Source organism: Novipirellula rosea, from assembly GCF_039541335.1.
Lineage (GTDB): Bacteria > Planctomycetota > Planctomycetia > Pirellulales > Pirellulaceae > Novipirellula > Novipirellula rosea.
In genome coordinates this window covers 1-17,656 of sequence record NZ_BAABGA010000008.1, presented here as the reverse complement: position 1 = coordinate 17,656, position 17,656 = coordinate 1, and the positions used below count along the sequence as shown (strand labels likewise).

Genomic DNA, 17,656 nt, shown 5'->3' with positions numbered 1-17,656 from the left:
GACTCAGTGTTAACGCAAATCCCCGATGAGGTGACACCATGACACGTAAACCGATGTTCAAGAATGGCAAGCCGCTCTTTTCCAATGGCAAGCCATCGTTCTGCGAGACGGATTGCTCATGTGATGGCAAATGCCCATCGTGTTGCAGCACGATCACTTGGGGTTCGTTCAACGATGATGGCGACTTGGAGGTCACGCTATCGGGCGACGATTACGACATGACCGTTGTGTTGGTGATGCCAGTAAAGAACAGCCGCAAAGTGTGCGGCGACGATGAGGTTGAGATCATTCAGACGTTCGCGCTGACAGGTTCCAGCGGATCGTACCGTGCGAGAGTGCAGTGGGATCGTGCGTGGTTGTTCGCGTCAACCGACGCGGACGACAAGGTGGAAGATGGGATTGTTGAGTGGGCGACACCATCCGAGACTTCGACCAAGCTGACTTTTTGGGATTGTTGGCACGAGTACAACACACAGTGGGGTGAGATCGTTGTTAGCGCCGACAATGTGGGTGAGACGATTATCACGATGACCGATTGCCCAAGCAGCGATTGTTGCCCGCACGATTACGAGTGTGCCGATTGCTGTCTGTACCTCACGTCGCCAAAGATTCTTGCCGACAACGTTGGACCCTACACCGAGGAAGAGGCGTGCAGCGTTGCCAACGAGGAACTGAGCGGCGAGTTCATCTTCTGGGACGATGATCCTACCCGGGCGCGGATGAAGGTTGCCGTCACTCCGTCTGGTGGTGACAAGCGGACGATCTGCCCCGAGACCTACGAGGGCACCACGGGCAACGCAGGCAACACACTGCTGATCAATGTGAGCTTGGTGCCGTCGACTCTTGATCCATCGGTGACCTACGAGAACCAGGTTTGCATCCAATACGACCCGAACGTCTGGGAGGTTGTCACCGGGCCGGAGGGGAACGCAGCGTGCGAGAATCCGGTCTGCTTGCCGGTTTCCGAGGAACTGGAGCGGGGATTCGAGTTGCAGTTAAAGTGCAAGGATTTTGGCCCCAACGCCGCGGACTTAATTGACACGATAACGATCACGGCGTCGGACGAAACGGTGACAACTCCAGGCTATGACAAGCACGGCGATTTCTGTGTGAAGTTGCAATTCGGCTATTGCGGGTACACAGACCCATGTTGTTTGGATCCAGTGGAGTGCGAGGATTGCTGCGTTGTGTTCGACTATTCGAGCGGATTCGATACGGCGGAAAACGACGGCGGGCAACTGGAATTCACCTTAGACGATTGCTCGCAAGATCCACCGGTAACGCTGACGATCACACTCCCAGAGAAGCTATGCACAGGTGACGAATTCGACATCGGTTTGTCATTGTCTGCGCCCATTTCACCAGAGCCGACGATCTGCGTGGGTTGGACGAGCGAGTTGGAGTTTGAAGGATCGACGCCCGAAGCGGACAGCGAGAGTGAGGACGAGGCTTGCTGGACTCCTGATGACACCGATATATCGGCGTCAATGAAAGTGAAATGTGTCGATGGAATCGATGCGCAAACCATCACCATCACGTTTGCAGGCAAAACGGGAATCATCGAGTACAAAGGCTGCAACCCGTCAGCCAACTGCTGTTGTGATACCTATGTGCCATGTTGCGGAACGTGCTACTTCCCGGTCAGTGCGGACCAAACTGGATTGATCACGGATCTTGTAGTGACGGTCACGGATGGTAGCGGAGACTTTGTAGAGTACAGCCAGAACGGAGCGCCAACGCTTGCAACCAAGACGGTCAACATCGCCGTACCTGGATGCCCAACGAACCTGGAAACTGTACTTGATGGATCCAACTTGCAGTATTTCGATGTGACTGTGACAGACAGTTCGACGCCTGGAATCATCGGGCGCAATCACTTTTTCTGGATAACGGACTTTTGTGGTGGCCCGACAGGTGAGTTGACATACAACCCTGATTTCCCGATGGAGCCGGGTTCGTTCTTGATGGATGACATTCCGTGTAGCGGAGCCTATTCAGGTTCGTACTACGATTCCGAGAACGATCTGACGTATGAGTGCGAGATGAACATCAACTTTGGGATCGACATCGAACTGTGCTGCGATGACGGATTTGCAGGAAAGATGGAGGAAGGTGAGTGCGTTCGGAAGAAACGATCTGAGTTCCCTGATGGATTCTTCGACGGCGAGGAATTTTGATGATGACTACAAAAGCGAATCCCACAGTCTGCCACGGTGGCATATTCTGCTAGCGTGGCAGACGCGAAAGTGAAAATCCCCCCTCTCACGTGCGAGTCCCATGTACTGTTTTTTCACCAGATCGGTTGCTGAGTTGGTCGCCGATCAAAACAATGGAGAGGCGTTTTATGCACGCAACAAAAACGGGGCAATTGCCCAATAACGAAAAAAGCCCCGATCGAGCCAGCAACCCGACCGAGGCCAATGAAGATTCCCAGGGCAGCGGAAATCAAAACAGCGTTTCCTCTGTTATTGGACAGGTGTTCGGCGACAACGAAAGTGCGATAGATGTTGCGGTGGAGGCGATCGTTGTCGACGCCGCACTGCAAGCCCGCGTCCAGCTCGATGAGTCGACCGTCGCGGAGTACGCCAGCGTGGCCAGTCAGGCTATCCAGGACGGCAAGTCGTGGCCGTTTCCCCCGTTGGTTTGCGTCGGCAATCTGCTGGTGGATGGCTTCCATCGCTTGGCTGCGGCTAAGCGTATTGGGATCAGGTGCATCCCCGCACTCATCCGGCAAGGCAATCACGAAGATGCAATCCGCTTTGCGGTTGCGGCCAACTCGCAGCATGGCCTACGTCGTAGTCGTGCAGACGTTCAGCGAGCGATTCAATTGGCATGGGGTGCATGGCCCGATCTTTCGGCACGCGAAATTGCACGTCGTGTCCAGTGTTCCCCGCAGACGGTCATCAATCTTCGCAATCGTTCAAAAGCCGGCAATCCGGTGTCCAATTTGGACACTCACGAAGACTCGTTCATCGAAGACATTCTTTCGCTAGAAGAGAACCAGGGATGGTTGCAGTTTGATGATGGACACTCTGACTCTACGCTGATTGCACGCGTGGAGCATGGGTATCGTGTCTACCGTGTGGTCGGCAATGAGGTCGTCAAAGTTCGCGTGACGGACGCACAGGGAGTCATGGACGCACTGGACCAAACCGACGGCGAATATGACGCGATGGCGATGGCCGCTCCCTACCGGTTCATTGATGATACTGCGAGGGTTTTGGAGGCCATCGAGCAGGCATGGCTGGGTGCGAGCAATCCCATCCTAGCGTAATCGTTCGGTTTCGCCGCCAGGAGTGAGCTTGGCGGCGCCGTGTTCTTTGAGGGAGCTCTCCAAAACAAAACCCGCCCGCCCAAGTTTGGCGACGAGGGGCGAGCGGGTATGGATATGTAGCAATGTCATTCTCACAGAACGTGCCCCCAAGACAAGGCGGTGTTTTCGTTGCGGTTCCGTCTACAGTGGAAATTCCAACAGGCGTAGCCGGCGATAAGCTAGCGACGTTTCTTAGTGATCTCGCGTTACACACTGGATTGACGAGGCAGGCACAGCGAGGCCACTTCATCAATCGCCACAGCAAGTGCTTGAGAAAGCTGCTTGGAAGCCGGTACGCCAAGACGATTAGGCTGGGCCTTGAGCTTGGAGCAATTGAGGTTAACCCGCGATACAGCACGGGCACGGCTTACAACCCGGCGTTTCCAATGTCATATCGTTTGACGGCAAAACATCGCCACGGACGAAGCAAACTTCACCTCGTGCAATCCGTCCATGCGCGTCGTCGTGTGTCTGTCCTGCATGAACCGGATCCTTACAATCTTGGATTTGCGGGGAGCCATTATCGGGGATGCTTCGATCGTTTTTGGTTGTCAGCAGATGCGGCGAATGACAAGAGCTTATCCAGCCAGTGGGACCAATGGACGATCGCACGTTGGTTGAATCGACAAGAGTTTGCAAAACGATGCGACTTTCGGCGATACCACAGCTTGGCAACGCAGCTGCCGAGAAAGGCAAGGAAGTTTCTCAGGACGACTGAAGGCGAACCGCTCGCCATTGTCGACGTCTCTGCTTGCCAACCACTTCTGTTGGGCGTACTCGCTACAACGCAGCCGCCACCACCGGCTAGGGGCGAACCGGGGCGCGTCCTACTACCATATGGCGCGCACTTTTCGAGATTGATCGCACCGAGGGATGTGCAGCATTGGCTTGAGCTTTGCGAGTCAAGGGAACTGTATCGATATCTCTGGGAAGCGATACAGCAAATTGCGGGACCAGTACTTCACGAGTTGCAGTTGGAATCAGGAAGGACAATTCGGCTCGACATGAAATTGGTCCGATACGAGAACTTCAAGCGATCCTGTTTGATTCCACTTTTTGCATCGGTGAAAGACACGTTGGCGAGTCCCGTATTCCGAGTAATACAGAAAGATTTCCCTACGATCAGCGACTACGTCATAAAAACAAAGTCTGGCAGGCACCAGGAGCTGGCCTGTCTTTGCCAGCGACTTGAAGGCGAGTTGATGATTGATTCCGTAGGGACCCGGCTAGCCGTGCGACACTCGACTGAGCCAGTGCAACCTATCCACGATGCGGTCATCGTGGAAAAGCGGTTTGCGCCAAAATCAATCGAGATCATCAAGGAAAAGTTTGGGAAGGTTGGTCTAAACCCATCCGTCAAAGTTGAGTCGGTTTAGTGTCCATTTTCCCGGGGTATCGCATGCCTCACCGCTACGAGAGGGGTACAATTCTTTGAGGGCGTTGGGGGAGATTTTTAATCCGTATCCGAGGCAAATAGAGATGGTAGACCTGAAAGTGCTCACAGGGCGATTCGCAGCTGCCGTGCTAGTGTTGATGTTCGCGTGCGCAGGAGCAGCTGCTCAGTCAAGCGGACAATTGACTGTCGAGCGTTGCATGACACCTGATCAGTTTCGAGCAGCGGGGCTCAGCAAACTAACCACCTCCGAAATGCAAGCGTTAAACGCATGGTTTGCACTGACCGTTGATAGGGCGATTGCAATCGGCCAGAACTCTCAAGCGAAAGTTGCTGGACGAAACACGGACAACATCACAATCGATGACATCCTTGGCGGTGTGATCATTGCGCCGGATGGCCAATTTCTCGGGATCATTTCAAACAACTTGATCGATCCGAAATCAATTTCTAACTCTGTTGGTCAGCATGGGAGCTCCGTCGGACAGTTTTCAATCTTCAACACTGTTTGCAAATACGGTGGAACGATCGGACGATACTCGCCATTCAATAACGCTTCAAATGAATGCCCGCAGATTTATGTCAATGCGAAGCCCATCTGCTACCTCACCGTAAATACCTGGATGTCACCGAGGTTTGATCCACGAATGTTAAAAGCATCGCTTGAATCACGGCATTAACAGCCGGTTTCGTTCTGCTGCTCAATCACCGCGGTGCAATTCCTAGATAGTGGGCTATTGCTGAATTGCTATCCCTGCAACTGCCTCATGCCCATCCAATGAGTCATCAATGCGAGTCAACCGATAGCCGAACTGTTCAGCGACAATACCGACTACCTCAGGACGATCTTTTAGCAGTTCGGTGGTTGCAGCGATCTTTGCGTTTAGGGTCTCTTGCACGAGTTCCTCATCATCTAACTCCTCAGGATCGACGTCATGACGCTCAAATCTCTCAAGTAGCCTGAGCATCGCCACAGCCGCCCGCACTCGCTTCAATGCCGTAGCTTCCGTAAAACTCTGATGCCAATTTCTTGCGAGTTCGCGAGGACCGCCGAAGTGTTTCATTAACGTCAATAGAAAGCTCTCAATACACATTCGTTTTGTTTCGGGACGCGCGAGTGCCCCCCAAGCGGCATGCAGTAGCTTTGAATCCGACTCCCATTTCTTACGGGCCTTGCGTTCTCGCTCACGCCGAGCATGACAAGAATTGCAGTGTGGTGCGCGGTGGCGTTTGCCATTCCAAACTGAATGAGGACGAAACTCGGCGATAGGCTTCATCTCCATGCAAAGTGGACACCGGCGCTCATTCACAAGACTGTTGGGGTGGAATGGCATATCTAAAGTAGACGTTGACATGATGATTCTTCTCTGACGAGGAGTGGATCCTTGCGTCAATTGTGGTCAGGCGTAACGAATGAATGCAACCGACTGCCATCACGCGACTTGCGTAACGATGTGTGAATAAGCCGCCAGCAAACTCTGCCACCATTTCTTACATCACATCTGGATAGCCATGGCTATTGCGTGTCCAACTTGGACAGCAAGCGGAGGAAGACTCTCACAGGCCATTGGATCCAAAAAAGACTTTTCCACTGGACCTGCTAGCTGCCAAAGGTGTAGGCTCTGGGGGGTAGTGACGGGTGTATGTCATCACCATCCGCCGTGAACGACCACGATTGCGGGTGTATTACCAACCACTCAACAAGTCCGATACCCGCTAAAAACACGTAGCAATCTGCGTTAGGCTGTGGTTTGCCTTCTTGGTCTACGGAACCGAAGGTTAGAGGTTCGAATCCTCTGGGGTGTACTGCCTTTACGTCAAATGACTGACTTCACTGTACCCAGGTACTGATTCTTGCAGACTCGTCGCCAGAGCATCGCGTCATCATAGGCAGAACATGAAGCCAAAAGTTAAAATCGAGAGGATAGTGACAATTTGGTCAATGTGGTTCTTCCCGATGGTGGGAGAAGCGATGGTGTCTCGATCCCGGAAGCCATAAAGAGGCTAAGGCATTCCGAGAGTGAATTTGAGTCCGCTCTCAATGACATCAGAGCACGAATCAAAGAACTGGAACAAGAAGTCGATACCTAGGCTGATCTAGTAGAGCTTCTTTTTTGATGGGCAGTTTGTCATACAGCCCTTTGCCTCGGCAGAAGGTAATGAGTTCCACCTACTTATCGTAGCAAGCCTCTCAGGACTGCTGCGTCTTTTTGCACATCTCCTGGTGCGTAGTGCCTTCGAGTGGTTTCCCAGGAGGAGTGCCTCATCACTCGACAAATCACGAGTGGTGGTACTCCGGCGTTTCGGAGTCTCTCCCCGCAGGATCGTCTCAGATCATGTGCCGATGCAAATTTAATTTCGGTACCCGTTCGCGAATCTGCTGGGGCTACTTCGATCTTGGCTCGCTTGCCGATCCGGCTGATCACTTTCCCAACCCACTCTGCATCGGGTCGTTGGTGCCGTACTTTCCGACCAAGTTTCAGTTGCAGTGACAGTGGATCAAAGATCCATCCCGTTCGGTCTTCCTTGGGGATTTGTATCAGGAGTTTCTCGAAAGCCGGAAGAAGTGGGATATCTTCATCGGTATCGTTCTTTTGCATTGCTGCTGGGATTTCTAAAACTGGCAATCTGCCTTTAATCCATTTTGGTCTGATAGTGCCATGCATATCCCAAGAGACGTGCATCAGTTCATCGATCCTCAAGGCTGATTCCCAGAGTCCACGAAGAATGAATTTCCAGGAGTCTGCTGCTTCATCACCTACCTCAGCCGCTGTGCATTTCAGCATCTTTTTGAACTCAGTCTCGGTGATTGGCCTCCCCTTCATCGCGGTCTTCTTTGACACCTTGATACGAGGTCGCTTTGGCTGGTCAGTAAGCCAATCTTGGTGGTACGCCCAATTCAGAGCTGACACAATGCTCTTCATGTAGCCACGAACGGTGTGTGGAGAACGAGGCATTCCTCGTCGGCTGTGTTCACCCGCAAGTAGCCCTGCTTGGAGTCGTTGCAGTGAAGCAGGCTTGGCCATTTCACCGAGCGTCTTTGGTTTGATGATCTTGGTAGCTATGTCCAGTCTGCTCTCGGCATCCTTGGCTGAGCTATCTCGGACTGACTTCAGGTGAAGTTGGCTGTATTCTTCACGGAACTCGTCCCAGGTCATTTCCGGACCTCGGGATTTGTTCTGATCAGGCTGTACCTTGATCCCGAGCAAGAGCTTTGCTTCGATCTCCTTCTTTAGTTGCTCCGCTTCTTCCATCTCCAAGCTTCCGACGGAAACTCGCACCTCCCGCTTTTCGCTCGGGCAGAAGTATCGAACTTGGAGAGGGCGGTTTTTGGGTGCCGCGATGCGAACTCGCGGAGTTTTGGCATGCACGGGCTCTCGTTTCTTTTTGGCCATCTTACTGCCCCCTATTCCGCAGATGAGGAAGTGGGAGCAATGGCGGCCTGTCCGCGTGAGACGTTAGGGCCAGAGTTGACGACGTAATCGATCCAGTCCTTGCCAAGGATGAATCCCTGCTTGTGGAGGTAGTGGACTTTGAGTCCAGCACGGCGGGCAGTACGGAGAGTAGCATCGGCTACCCCGAGCCGCTGCTTGAACGCAGCAAGCGTGTAGAGCTCTTCTGGATTGATTACGCCGTTCATGAAGCTGTTTGCCGAATTCATCAGGTGATAGCCTTTACGTAGAGGTGAAGTGTGATTTCACCTAAAGGCCGGACATTCCAAATACCCGATGGAATACTGCTTTACGCCCGATACTGGCTGACGAATTTGGAATCCGGATATTCTGAGATTTCACGAAACGAATATCTCCTTTTAGTCGCCATTGCCTCGATCTCTGCGGTCAGTCAGGCGACTAGGGTTCCGTCGTCCAGATCGTCATCTTCGTAGAGGGCTCGGTCCTCCCAGATTTCGTCAACGGTCAAAGTTTCGTCACTCAACTTGACGCGTATTCCGTTGACTTCCTTATCTGGACCAAATAGCTTTTGGTATGCTTTTATCCCTCCGCCAATTCGATTCCGAAACAGCACTTTCATTTTCTTGGAGGCGGTAGATTGCCCCCAACCAAATGCTTCCTCAATGTCAGTGCTATCGAGCACATCGAGATTAGGCTTTCCACCCTCCGGAAAATGGTGATCGAAGATGAATGATCGCAGCTCGATTAGTTCGCTGATCTTTTTCGCTCGTTTTGATGGTTGGAACTTGTGAGTTTCGCTTATCCGAGTGGCGACGTCGGAAAGCTCGTCTAGCATCTCCGCCTTGAGCTGAAGGTAAGTCGAATCTTGAAGTATGCCAGCTTCGCCATGAAGGGCTTCAGCTGGATTCAGGAAATGCATTAAGGCTGATGTCGCTGATTCCGATTGAAATGCATTTGAGCAATAGTGCGTGCTTTGTGGGGGGAAGCACAGTCGCTGTCGTATGAATGGTTTGAGGTAGATACGTAGTTCCATGTATGCGGATTCAAACTCAACGCACCAAAATCTCTCGATGCAGTCAGGACCAAAATGCGGTCCGTGATAGTTCGCCGCGATCTCCTGTTCTAGCTGGCTTACGTGACTTAAAAATGCACGCGTGGCTTCCTGAAATTTTCTAATACGTTGGTCGTTCTTTCGTGTTGATTTCATGTTTTTGCTGTTTTTACGTAAGTTGGATCTGATTTAAGTATTTGGCTGTGACGGCAAGAGCCGTGCACCGAGTTCTTGCTGGCAGATACAGAAACTGTATTGCAAGAACCAGGCATCACGTCATCAAGTGGCAGTTACGAACAACTAGATGAGCCAACTGACCTGGACAGGTCGTCGCGTGGATTGAGCGAGACTTCCAGCGGCAGACGGTCATAGACTCTCGGTGCGTATCGCCATGAGAGTCTTGACCTGCTCAGAAGCTAAATTGTGCCGACGACCTGACTAGCGATCATTGTTCTGTGTTGTTGCATCGGCTAAGCCCTCATGGCTAGTTGCAGTCAGCTGCATGCGAGCGAAATCCACCAATTCCTTGAAGTCAGCAACCATGCCGAGATCTGGCTCTTCCCAAATCTCGGCGAGCAATTCATCATTGCTGTGAAACTCCATACAGAAGTTTCCATGCACCGACACATTGCCATTTGTTTCAATCACAAACGTGTTGGCACGCACTTCCCTGTATAGATCAACGGTTCGATGAACCTCCCAAATCTGCACTGTCGAATCGTCAACAAATTGACTAACCTTGTAGACGGTCTCACCAATAGAGCTGTCGGGATCGACGCTATTCATCGCGAGGCGGACCGTGCCTTTCTTTTTCCCGACGGACTTTGCGAACCTCTGTATGGTGTTGAGTTGGTGATTTGTAGACATGTCGTTTCCCTTTATCGGAGTGAATCTAGTCGCCACTTCGTTATGGCAACTAAATCATTCCGGGGTAAGCAAGGAAACGCGTGCCTACTTTGGATGTGTAGGCGTAATGCGTCCGTACATCGGAAACCGATTTCGAAGTAGACACTTAGTTTGCGGTCAGATGGCGGTTTTTCAAGTACAGTCAGGCCTAGATCAGTCGCTGTTATCTTTCGCCAAAACGTCCTTTGCGGACCGACCGCAACGTGGCTAATAGTGATTCAAGCGAGTGAGCGAACGTTTCTCCATCTTCAATGACTTGGTCGATCGACTCGGCGAGTGAGTCGCACTGATTTCCGCTCTCGTCCTGATCAGGAACATTGAGAAGAGCATTTTCAGCGAGGGAGAATTTGAAGCCTTCTCGAATTCGATAAGCCCTGATCTTTTCATCGAAGTACCATGGGACTCCAGCCATGCTGAGTGTAGACAGCATCCGATGAACTGTCCGTTGAGAACATTCCAGTTCTCCCGCCAGTCCCTTTGCATCCCACCTTCCCCGACCGGAGATGAGGTGGAGTGCCTTCATCAAATTCGCGAGACGAGCACATTGCCGTGCTCGCCGTTCGGCATCCGTCCGTTCTCTCGGTTTGTCGTCTTGGTCTTCGTTATCGGCCATCATTTTTCCAGCGATCACACCCGTACTTCTCGAACCCGAATCATCGCATGGTGCTGAGTCAACTGCGGGTCACAGGATCTGGCCGACGGTTGGCAATTTGGTTCTTCCCGCCTTCTGTGGGGCAGAACCACCTCTGGCCAGAGCTTGGTGTGACCCGCTATTGGCAATATGGGGTGACAGAATTTGGATTGACCGAACCGGCTTCAGCTCTCTGTTGGTTCTCCATCTCCAAAGTGATTAAGGAAACAGTTTTGATCCGACGTAGCGTCCCCGCCAAATGGCTCGATAGCCCACCATCGTTTTTGAGATCTTTCATCGCCGACCCCGAACTGTTTCCTGAGATCCGGGACAACAGCATCACGGTCTACTACAAAAGTAGAGCTCTGATTCGAGAGTTGACGCTGCGGGATGGGGAGGTGTCTGGCTCGATCAGTCTGGATTACATCCCACAAGCACGAACACAGTCGCGTTATGCCAGCGTTATTCTCGGTGAGGCTGGTTTTGAGTACTCGCCCAGTGTTACTCCACTTCAGCCGGGGAATTTAGATCCCGTTACGCTTAAGCATTTCAAAGCTCGAATGGATGGCCGTGGAGATGAGGGGGATGTCATTCATCGGTTGACCATACGTCCAACCAATTTGATCGTAGATCAAGAAGTCGCTTTTCAGGATCCGGGCGTACGCGGCTTCGACAAAATTGACCTGTGTGTTTTCGATCCCGTGGTGAGTGCCTTCTCGTTCGTGGAAGTGAAAACCATTGTGGATGGAAGGCTCTTCCTTCCGTCTAAGGGTGACGTTCCAGAAGTCATCCAACAATTGCAGAGGTACAAGGATCGGATTGAGCAAAACAGCAGTGAACTGATCACCGTTTTCGAGAAGGTCGTTCAGATAAAACGAGATCTTGGCATGGAAACTCGACTCGCGGAAATCCCCGAGGCTGTTCCGAGAGCCATCGTGTCACGCCCTGCTTTGGTGATCGGGAATTGTTCCAAAATTCAGGTACAAGAAATCTTGGCTGGTGCGGGTTCTTGGAAACCTTTGATGGATGTACTCCCTTCGGTTGCCTCAGGTCTGGTCCTTTGCGGCGGAGCGGGTGCCAATCTCAACCTCGATCCCGCTGGAAGTCAAACCTTCGTCTTTGATTCAGGCATCACAAACTGACAGACTGCGAACCTGTGGCGACCCAGCTTTGTCAGCCCGGTGTGGTATTAGTATTGGCTTCTAAACCGACGAGGCAATCTATGTTGAAGAAGAAGTGGCAAAGCCCTTGGCTACCTGATTCCGATCCAACCACTCGAACTTCAGTGGTTACCAGTCATCACCACCATCGGTATCACCTGGCTTTGAAACGAGGCCTGCCGTTCACAGGTGCCTATTACTGGATTCCACTTCCCCAAGGTGCTTGGTCCATCTTGGTTTTCCCCAACGCATTTTACGTAGGAGGAGAAGCCGGTCATGTGGACGTTTGGGAAGACGTTGTTCGCATTCTCGCAGGACTGCATCAACTGAATCTTCAGGGATTACTGAGCCAAATCGAGAACTGCCCCTACGGTTTGCCTCGTGGTCGAGTTGTTCGTATGGGGAGTGGAGATTGGGGCGTGGCTCATGGTGGAGACCACCCCAAAGAAATGAATCTCGAATCAACCATCTCCGATGCCTTCTGCTTAAGAGATATTCATTCGAATTTCTTCTTTGATGAGCATGAGCAAATGTTGTCTGAAGACCAGTATCTCATCAAATGTTTAATCATTGCTGCCGGAGAAAAGTCTCACGATTGAAAATACTTTTATAACTGCAAAACTCCCTTTTTCGATCACCGCCAAGAATCTGGACTCCACTTGTTGAAAAATGTATGGGGGCAGAAACAGTACCTCGATGAACAATCCAAGTTGCTTGCCAGTCACGGTGTCCACCCATTTGTTTCCACTGGTTGAATGTAGCCCAGATTGAGCTTATGAAACCATGACGCTGTAAAGCCATTTCGAGGATCAATGGGTTGACCCCAATGTATGGCTTGCGAGTCAGCAGGTTCCGAAAGAAAGCAATGGCATTTCTGAGCTCAGCGGGCATGGACACAACGTGGACAAGCAGCGACGGCTTTGGTGAGTACGTTTCTCTAACGCCAATCAAGTCTTGAATTGAGGAAGTTCGGAATGCGTTTTTTGCAGACATCAACGATTTTAGTGTAAGCAAATTTGGGGCATGACTTCTCTCTCATCCGGGTAGCAAAACGAGATCAAGATTACCAAAGCGATCAAGTTGAGATTTTTACGTGAAACAGTGAATTAAACTAGCGAATAGCCAAATCTCTAATTAAGCCTTGATCTGTAGGCGTGCTAACCGTCTCGGCAATCATTTTTTGATGGCTTACTTCGTCATCCGGTGAATTAAGGGCGAGCGACGGAATGAACTGATGCTCGTCGGCTCGATCTGGCTGGTGTTGACCGTGGCGTTCGAAGTGCTGTTTGGGCTGTTCGTAGTGGCACTGTCCTGAGAGCGTATCGCTTCTGTCTGCTCCGACTACCCGTTCGGTGGGAAGTTTTTAAACTTCCTCGAAGTTGGTAAAATCGACGCTGATTTTCGGGGCGGCATTCCCAGTTTGTTCGAAAGCAAGCTTGACCCTCAATTTAATAAGGACACTCATGAACGAGTATGATGGATTAGAAGACGCAGACGAATTTGGGAATTCGCTGGAAAAATTGTGCCACAAAATCAACGGTACTGACAACTTTACCTGTGAAGTCGCTGAAACCGACCCGAATTTGCTGCTTGTTGACGGTGATTTCACTGGTCTGCCTGAAGGACATTACCTTTCGATATTACGTTCTGGGAACAAGCTACAATTCTTTGCAGAAAAGTTGGAAGGAAAGGTTGGCGACGAATTGCTTCGTCAGATTTTTCTCGGCGAGGGGACCATTGACAAGCCGATTTCCCTTGGAACTTTCGAGATACTAGATCAGAAAGGCGTTCATAAGGCTTTGGCGTTGTTGGGAATTCACGTTACCTGCGAATTAGAGTGACGACTAAGATGCGTGCTCAAAACAGAAAGGGACAATAGTCGGCCTGCTTGCCAGTATCGGGTGGTTGGAGTTCATCAGCGAGTTGTTGGATTCCGTGAACTACTCAGTACGCTTGAGCAAGCTGGACTACCCGTTCAGTTTTTGAGTGTCAGTGGTGACCACTCACGTCCATCTGGATTGGCAATTTAGCCACTGGATTCCCTCCCCTGGTCGATCGTTCGACGTTAGATCACTATTGCCTGACCGTCCGTGGACATTGTCACATTATCAAAATGCTCTTTGAACGCTTCCGGTTCAAAACTGTGGACCGGGACAATTGTTCTGGCATCGATTGCCTTGGTAAACTCCACAAGGTCGGACGATAGAGCGTGGCCGCTGGTGTGAACGTGAGTGATCTTGCCCTCGACTCCATCCAGAGCCTTCTGTACTTCCTGCCAGTCCAGACGCTGGCTGTAACCGTGCCAAGTTGAGTAGAGGCAAAGCGTCTCGGAGGGAAAGCAACCATCAAAATCACTCAGCATGCTTGACCGAAAAACCATCACGTATTTCTCGGGTGCCTGCATGATTTCTGCCATGTCAATTTCCGTCTCCCGGAATAGTTCATTTGCTCGGTTCGTTCCCCACCGCTGAATTCTCTCCTTCAAAGAATCTGGAAAATAGACTCGCCCAGTTCCAGTTTTGAGTGGATGTTCTAATTTGGCATCGGAACCAACCAAATGAAGAACGAAGGCGGTGTAGGCGTCTGCTACGAACGTTCGTCCCGTTTCGCTAGAAGCATGGATGAATGACCGGAGGCGGTCGGTGTTTTGTGGTGAGAAGGAAGCGAGAACTAGGCTTGAAGCAGATTTGACGTGTTGGATGATCTCCGCTTCAAGCCCATCCTCTGTGACTTCATTTCCGTTTTCAAAACCAAAGTGTGTTCCTTCCACGATCAGTGCATTCAGCTTGGTGCCGCCGAGTGCCGTCACAATTTGCTTGTGGGCATCTTGCCGTCTGCCGTGTAGTCGTAGATCTCCGGTGTAGAGAATGCGTTTCCCCTCGGCTTCGATCAGAAAGGCTAGACAACCATGAATGGAATGGTCGACCGGAAAGGCCGTCACCGTAATGTCGCCGATCACTACAGTTTGCTTCGGTTCGATCTCCTTGAAACGATCTCTGGGAAGTTGTTGTTGGTTCGCGTAGACGCTCCCGGCCAGCATCATCTTGCTGGTTCCCTTGCTGGCATAGACGGGAATCGAATGCTTGGTGTGCCGCAGAAGTCCAACATGGTCTAGGTGAGCATGGGAAAGAAGAATGGCATCGGGCGATTGGTCGCCAGAAAAAAGCCCAGGAACTTTGGGGATGATGCCGTTGGCTTCAAGCTCCACAGTCGGCATCCGACCCAAGGTGAATCCGTCGTGTGCCTGCCCTTGTTGATCGAACAACGGCATCCCAACATCCAGGATGATTCTTGTGTTGCCGCTTTGAACTTCAATGCAATTTCCGCCGACTTCTTTGCTTCCCCGGAAGATGGTCAATTGCATTGGTTAGTTTTCTCGAATGTTTCGACGTTGATGTTTTAAATTTTGGAAAAGGACTCCCGGAGACCCTGTGGTTGTTTCTCGCTTGACGCTGGCCGTCACCCCATGGATTGTCAGTCTGGGCAGTTTGGTAGCGGCGGCCTGATTGAAATCAGTGTATCACTACGTCTGTTAGCTGACGGGATTGCACCAGCAAGCTTCCCTAGGTGGGAACAGCCTGGCTCCGGGAGTCTTGGTCCACACTATCAGAGGCCACAGTCACGGTTGGGTCAGCGGTGCAAGGTTTTGTGGAATTTCCTTTGGTAGTTCATCCCTGCCGACCGGGGATCGTCTTGAAGCAGAACAGATAGAGATTCAACAGAAACGCGATTCCACCACAGACCGGAATTGGGTGTTCTCCTTGAATTAAAGTGTCCAGCCCCACGCCTAGCATGCCAACGAAGCAACTTAACCAGAACATAAAGATCAGGTAGAGCAGTAAAAGTGCACAGCCCATCATGGCGATGGCCTCGTAAAAGGAATGATGATATTTAGGCTATAGATCAATTCTGCAACGTGTCTCGGATAAACGGTTCGATCTCGGCGGGCTCGACCCCGTTGGACTTGAGCCAGTCTCGCATTTCGGTATCCCGTGCTAGGAAAGCCCTCTGGTTCTTCCATGGGCAATCTTGAACTGCAGGTGGTTCGTGTCTTTCGTAGATCTTTGACAAGATTTCTAAGTGGCAGTCTCCCATCACCCGATGAAAATTCTCGATTGCACCGTTTTGAAGCCCGAGTTCCTGAAAACATCTTTCAGCGGACTTGTCGATAGGTTCGTCGAAACAGAGAGTTTCAAACATGATCCGAGTTACGAAAACGACCTCTTCGGTTCTCAGAGGTAAACGATCTTCCATAGCGTTCGCCATAAATTGAAGTGTGTCTGCTGAACTACCTACCCCGATGACAGGGCCAGCTTGATCATTCGGTTCCGATTCACTTTGAATTGTCATCGATTCCTTTCCGCAACCTTTCGATGATTGCCACTCTCAACTCCGCTGGGCTCACAATGTTCACATCCCCGGTCCATCCGAGAATCCATCGTTGGATTTCTTCTAGCCCATCGACGGTAAACATTAGTGTCACACTGCCGTCGCGATGTTTCTTCTCGGTTTGGGTGTGGTGCCAATTGGTTTCCACGACCGTGCGAGCAACGGAAGCATCGAACCGAAGTTCAACGTCGTAGCTCACTGCCCCTCGGTATACGGACCAAGCATTGCCAAAGTGCTTACGCAGATCAAACTTCTCAGGACGCTGAGCCATTGCTTCGGTCTGTCGCAGGCTCTTGAATCTGGCCGCACGGAAGGTCTTTGCTTCCGTCTCTCCGTCAATGTGTCCAATCACGTACCAAGCCTGCTTCACTAAGCAAAGTCGATAAGGATGCAATGTCAGCTTGACGGGCGACTCTTCATAAGGTGACAAGTACACCCCGGTGATCTGATTTGCACCTAGCAACGCCAGTTGGACGGTCTTCAAAATTTCGCCATGTCGGCTGTGGTCGACCAACTTCAAGTCGAAGACTTCAATCAGGCTCATCGCATCAGCAATTGTCTGTTTGATCTCATCATTCGATGCTGATGCTAGTCGAGTGGTCGTGGGACCGGCTCCCAAACCAATATTTAATCCAGGCGTCTTGGTGATGGCAGTCGCAATAGCTTGGCCTAGTGCTTCTTCGCTATTGAGCATCAGGGTTGGGAATCGAAAGTCTGAACGAACTCGATAACATTGCTCCTCTTCGCTGAAGTAGAACGGAACCCCGCAAAACTCCAATACGTTCAGGTCACGATGAACTGTGCGAGCAGAGCAGTCCAGTTCCTTGGCGATGGCAGCAACATTCCAGCGTCCTCGCGACTGAATCAGGTTTAGGACATGAAGAACTCTTGCGATACGGAGACTTTGCCGGACCCTTCGATCCGCATCGGGGCGTTCGGGGATGTTTTTCCTTGGTCCTAACTTCTTTGTCATTCCCGTCTTTCAAAGGAGATCTTCATAATTGGAGACATTCGTCTTCCGCGTTGCCAATTGGAAAGCAAAAGGCTGCCAGAGGTGGGGCACGACTTCAAATTTCAGGCGAAATTTAAGCTGGCAGATGCTCTCTTGAAACCACGTGATTTTTCTCGGATTTGTTGTGATTTTAGTTCCAGAAATCCTCCGAGTTGTGTCGCAATTTTTTGCTCAGTGACTGACATGAAGCGAGAATTCTTAGCTAGCACCTGGCTAATGCCACGGTAGCTTGATGCTCCGATGATGGGGCTCTTAGGGAGTTCAATCAGTTCGCTTCCTCTTGGAATGGATCGGAGTAAATGGATTCGGTCTCGGTATTGATCCACGAGCGGATGCCCGGGTTTTGGTGAAACCAGGATCAGTCCGAATCGTCTCTTACCTGAGTCAA

General features: G+C 51.2%; 16 protein-coding genes. 6 read left to right on the top strand and 10 right to left on the bottom strand.

Annotation, left to right across the window (positions count from 1 at the left end; all coding sequences use genetic code 11):
- Positions 1-38: 38 nt before the first annotated feature.
- The 3 genes from ABD971_RS02535 (at position 39) to ABD971_RS02525 (ending at position 5,386) form a co-directional block, all read left to right on the top strand.
- A complete protein-coding gene (locus ABD971_RS02535; RefSeq protein ID WP_345319104.1) occupies positions 39-2,177 on the top strand; it encodes a hypothetical protein in 2,139 nt (712 codons plus the stop codon).
- A gap of 167 nt (positions 2,178-2,344) precedes the next feature.
- A complete protein-coding gene (locus tag ABD971_RS02530; protein ID WP_345319102.1) occupies positions 2,345-3,274 on the top strand; it encodes a ParB N-terminal domain-containing protein in 930 nt (309 codons plus the stop codon).
- A gap of 1,518 nt (positions 3,275-4,792) precedes the next feature.
- Positions 4,793-5,386, top strand: coding sequence for a hypothetical protein (locus tag ABD971_RS02525; protein WP_345319100.1), 594 nt, complete (start codon positions 4,793-4,795; stop codon positions 5,384-5,386).
- A gap of 54 nt (positions 5,387-5,440) precedes the next feature.
- Here ABD971_RS02525 and ABD971_RS02520 read toward each other — a convergent pair whose 3' ends face one another.
- The 6 genes from ABD971_RS02520 to ABD971_RS02495 form a co-directional block, all read right to left on the bottom strand.
- Positions 5,441-6,061, bottom strand: a complete 621-nt coding sequence (locus ABD971_RS02520; protein WP_345319098.1) for a hypothetical protein — start codon at positions 6,059-6,061, stop codon at positions 5,441-5,443.
- An 819-nt stretch (positions 6,062-6,880) separates the two neighbouring features.
- Positions 6,881-8,101, bottom strand: coding sequence for a tyrosine-type recombinase/integrase (locus ABD971_RS02515; RefSeq protein ID WP_345319096.1), 1,221 nt, complete (start codon positions 8,099-8,101; stop codon positions 6,881-6,883).
- Between the two features lie 11 nt (positions 8,102-8,112).
- A complete protein-coding gene (locus ABD971_RS02510; protein WP_345319094.1) occupies positions 8,113-8,367 on the bottom strand; it encodes a hypothetical protein in 255 nt (84 codons plus the stop codon).
- 182 nt (positions 8,368-8,549) lie between these two features.
- Entirely contained in the window at positions 8,550-9,326 is a 777-nt protein-coding gene (locus ABD971_RS02505; protein WP_345319092.1) for a hypothetical protein, read from the bottom strand.
- Between the two features lie 282 nt (positions 9,327-9,608).
- Positions 9,609-10,037: a hypothetical protein gene (locus ABD971_RS02500; protein WP_345319090.1), complete on the bottom strand. Its 429-nt coding sequence runs from the start codon at positions 10,035-10,037 to the stop codon at positions 9,609-9,611.
- Between the two features lie 202 nt (positions 10,038-10,239).
- Positions 10,240-10,506 carry a hypothetical protein gene (locus tag ABD971_RS02495; RefSeq protein WP_425571236.1) on the bottom strand — a complete coding sequence of 89 codons (267 nt, stop codon included), beginning with the start codon at positions 10,504-10,506 and terminating at the stop codon, positions 10,240-10,242.
- A gap of 272 nt (positions 10,507-10,778) precedes the next feature.
- Here ABD971_RS02495 and ABD971_RS02490 point away from each other — a divergent pair, with 272 nt between their 5' ends.
- Positions 10,779-11,849 (top strand): hypothetical protein, encoded by a 1,071-nt coding sequence (locus tag ABD971_RS02490; protein WP_345319086.1) that lies wholly within the window; start codon positions 10,779-10,781, stop codon positions 11,847-11,849.
- Positions 11,850-11,929: 80 nt separating this feature from the next.
- Complete coding sequence (locus ABD971_RS02485; RefSeq protein WP_345319084.1) at positions 11,930-12,466, top strand: hypothetical protein; 537 nt, start codon at positions 11,930-11,932, stop codon at positions 12,464-12,466.
- On the opposite strand, the gene ABD971_RS35980 is transcribed toward ABD971_RS02485, so the two are convergent.
- Positions 12,435-12,758: an ArdC-like ssDNA-binding domain-containing protein gene (locus ABD971_RS35980; RefSeq protein ID WP_425571242.1), complete on the bottom strand. Its 324-nt coding sequence runs from the start codon at positions 12,756-12,758 to the stop codon at positions 12,435-12,437. The genes ABD971_RS02485 and ABD971_RS35980 overlap by 32 nt on opposite strands.
- 572 nt (positions 12,759-13,330) lie before the next feature.
- On the opposite strand from ABD971_RS35980, the gene ABD971_RS02480 reads away from it, so the two are divergent.
- Entirely contained in the window at positions 13,331-13,708 is a 378-nt protein-coding gene (locus ABD971_RS02480) for a hypothetical protein (RefSeq protein ID WP_345319082.1), read from the top strand.
- 224 nt (positions 13,709-13,932) lie between these two features.
- Here the strand turns inward: ABD971_RS02480 and ABD971_RS02475 are convergent, their stop codons facing one another.
- From ABD971_RS02475 to ABD971_RS02465, 3 genes are all read right to left on the bottom strand, one after another.
- Complete coding sequence (locus ABD971_RS02475) at positions 13,933-15,231, bottom strand: MBL fold metallo-hydrolase (RefSeq protein WP_345319080.1); 1,299 nt, start codon at positions 15,229-15,231, stop codon at positions 13,933-13,935.
- 969 nt (positions 15,232-16,200) lie between these two features.
- Positions 16,201-17,229: a helix-turn-helix transcriptional regulator gene (locus ABD971_RS02470; protein ID WP_345319078.1), complete on the bottom strand. Its 1,029-nt coding sequence runs from the start codon at positions 17,227-17,229 to the stop codon at positions 16,201-16,203.
- 101 nt (positions 17,230-17,330) lie between these two features.
- The coding region (locus ABD971_RS02465; protein ID WP_345319076.1) for a hypothetical protein at positions 17,331-17,656 on the bottom strand (326 nt) is incomplete at its 5' end.

Bases quoted from the DNA above. Each gene is read 5' to 3' on its own strand.
- ABD971_RS02535 (WP_345319104.1), top strand. From the start codon at position 39: ATGACACGTAAACCGATGTTCAAGAATGGCAAGCCGCTCTTTTCCAAT.
- ABD971_RS02530 (WP_345319102.1), top strand. From the start codon at position 2,345: ATGCACGCAACAAAAACGGGGCAATTGCCCAATAACGAAAAAAGCCCC.
- ABD971_RS02525 (WP_345319100.1), top strand. From the start codon at position 4,793: ATGGTAGACCTGAAAGTGCTCACAGGGCGATTCGCAGCTGCCGTGCTA.
- ABD971_RS02520 (WP_345319098.1), bottom strand. From the start codon at position 6,061: ATGTCAACGTCTACTTTAGATATGCCATTCCACCCCAACAGTCTTGTG.
- ABD971_RS02515 (WP_345319096.1), bottom strand. From the start codon at position 8,101: ATGGCCAAAAAGAAACGAGAGCCCGTGCATGCCAAAACTCCGCGAGTT.
- ABD971_RS02510 (WP_345319094.1), bottom strand. From the start codon at position 8,367: ATGAATTCGGCAAACAGCTTCATGAACGGCGTAATCAATCCAGAAGAG.
- ABD971_RS02505 (WP_345319092.1), bottom strand. From the start codon at position 9,326: ATGAAATCAACACGAAAGAACGACCAACGTATTAGAAAATTTCAGGAA.
- ABD971_RS02500 (WP_345319090.1), bottom strand. From the start codon at position 10,037: ATGTCTACAAATCACCAACTCAACACCATACAGAGGTTCGCAAAGTCC.
- ABD971_RS02495 (WP_425571236.1), bottom strand. From the start codon at position 10,506: ATGCTGTCTACACTCAGCATGGCTGGAGTCCCATGGTACTTCGATGAA.
- ABD971_RS02485 (WP_345319084.1), top strand. From the start codon at position 11,930: ATGTTGAAGAAGAAGTGGCAAAGCCCTTGGCTACCTGATTCCGATCCA.
- ABD971_RS35980 (WP_425571242.1), bottom strand. From the start codon at position 12,758: ATGCCCGCTGAGCTCAGAAATGCCATTGCTTTCTTTCGGAACCTGCTG.
- ABD971_RS02480 (WP_345319082.1), top strand. From the start codon at position 13,331: ATGAACGAGTATGATGGATTAGAAGACGCAGACGAATTTGGGAATTCG.
- ABD971_RS02475 (WP_345319080.1), bottom strand. From the start codon at position 15,231: ATGCAATTGACCATCTTCCGGGGAAGCAAAGAAGTCGGCGGAAATTGC.
- ABD971_RS02470 (WP_345319078.1), bottom strand. From the start codon at position 17,229: ATGACAAAGAAGTTAGGACCAAGGAAAAACATCCCCGAACGCCCCGAT.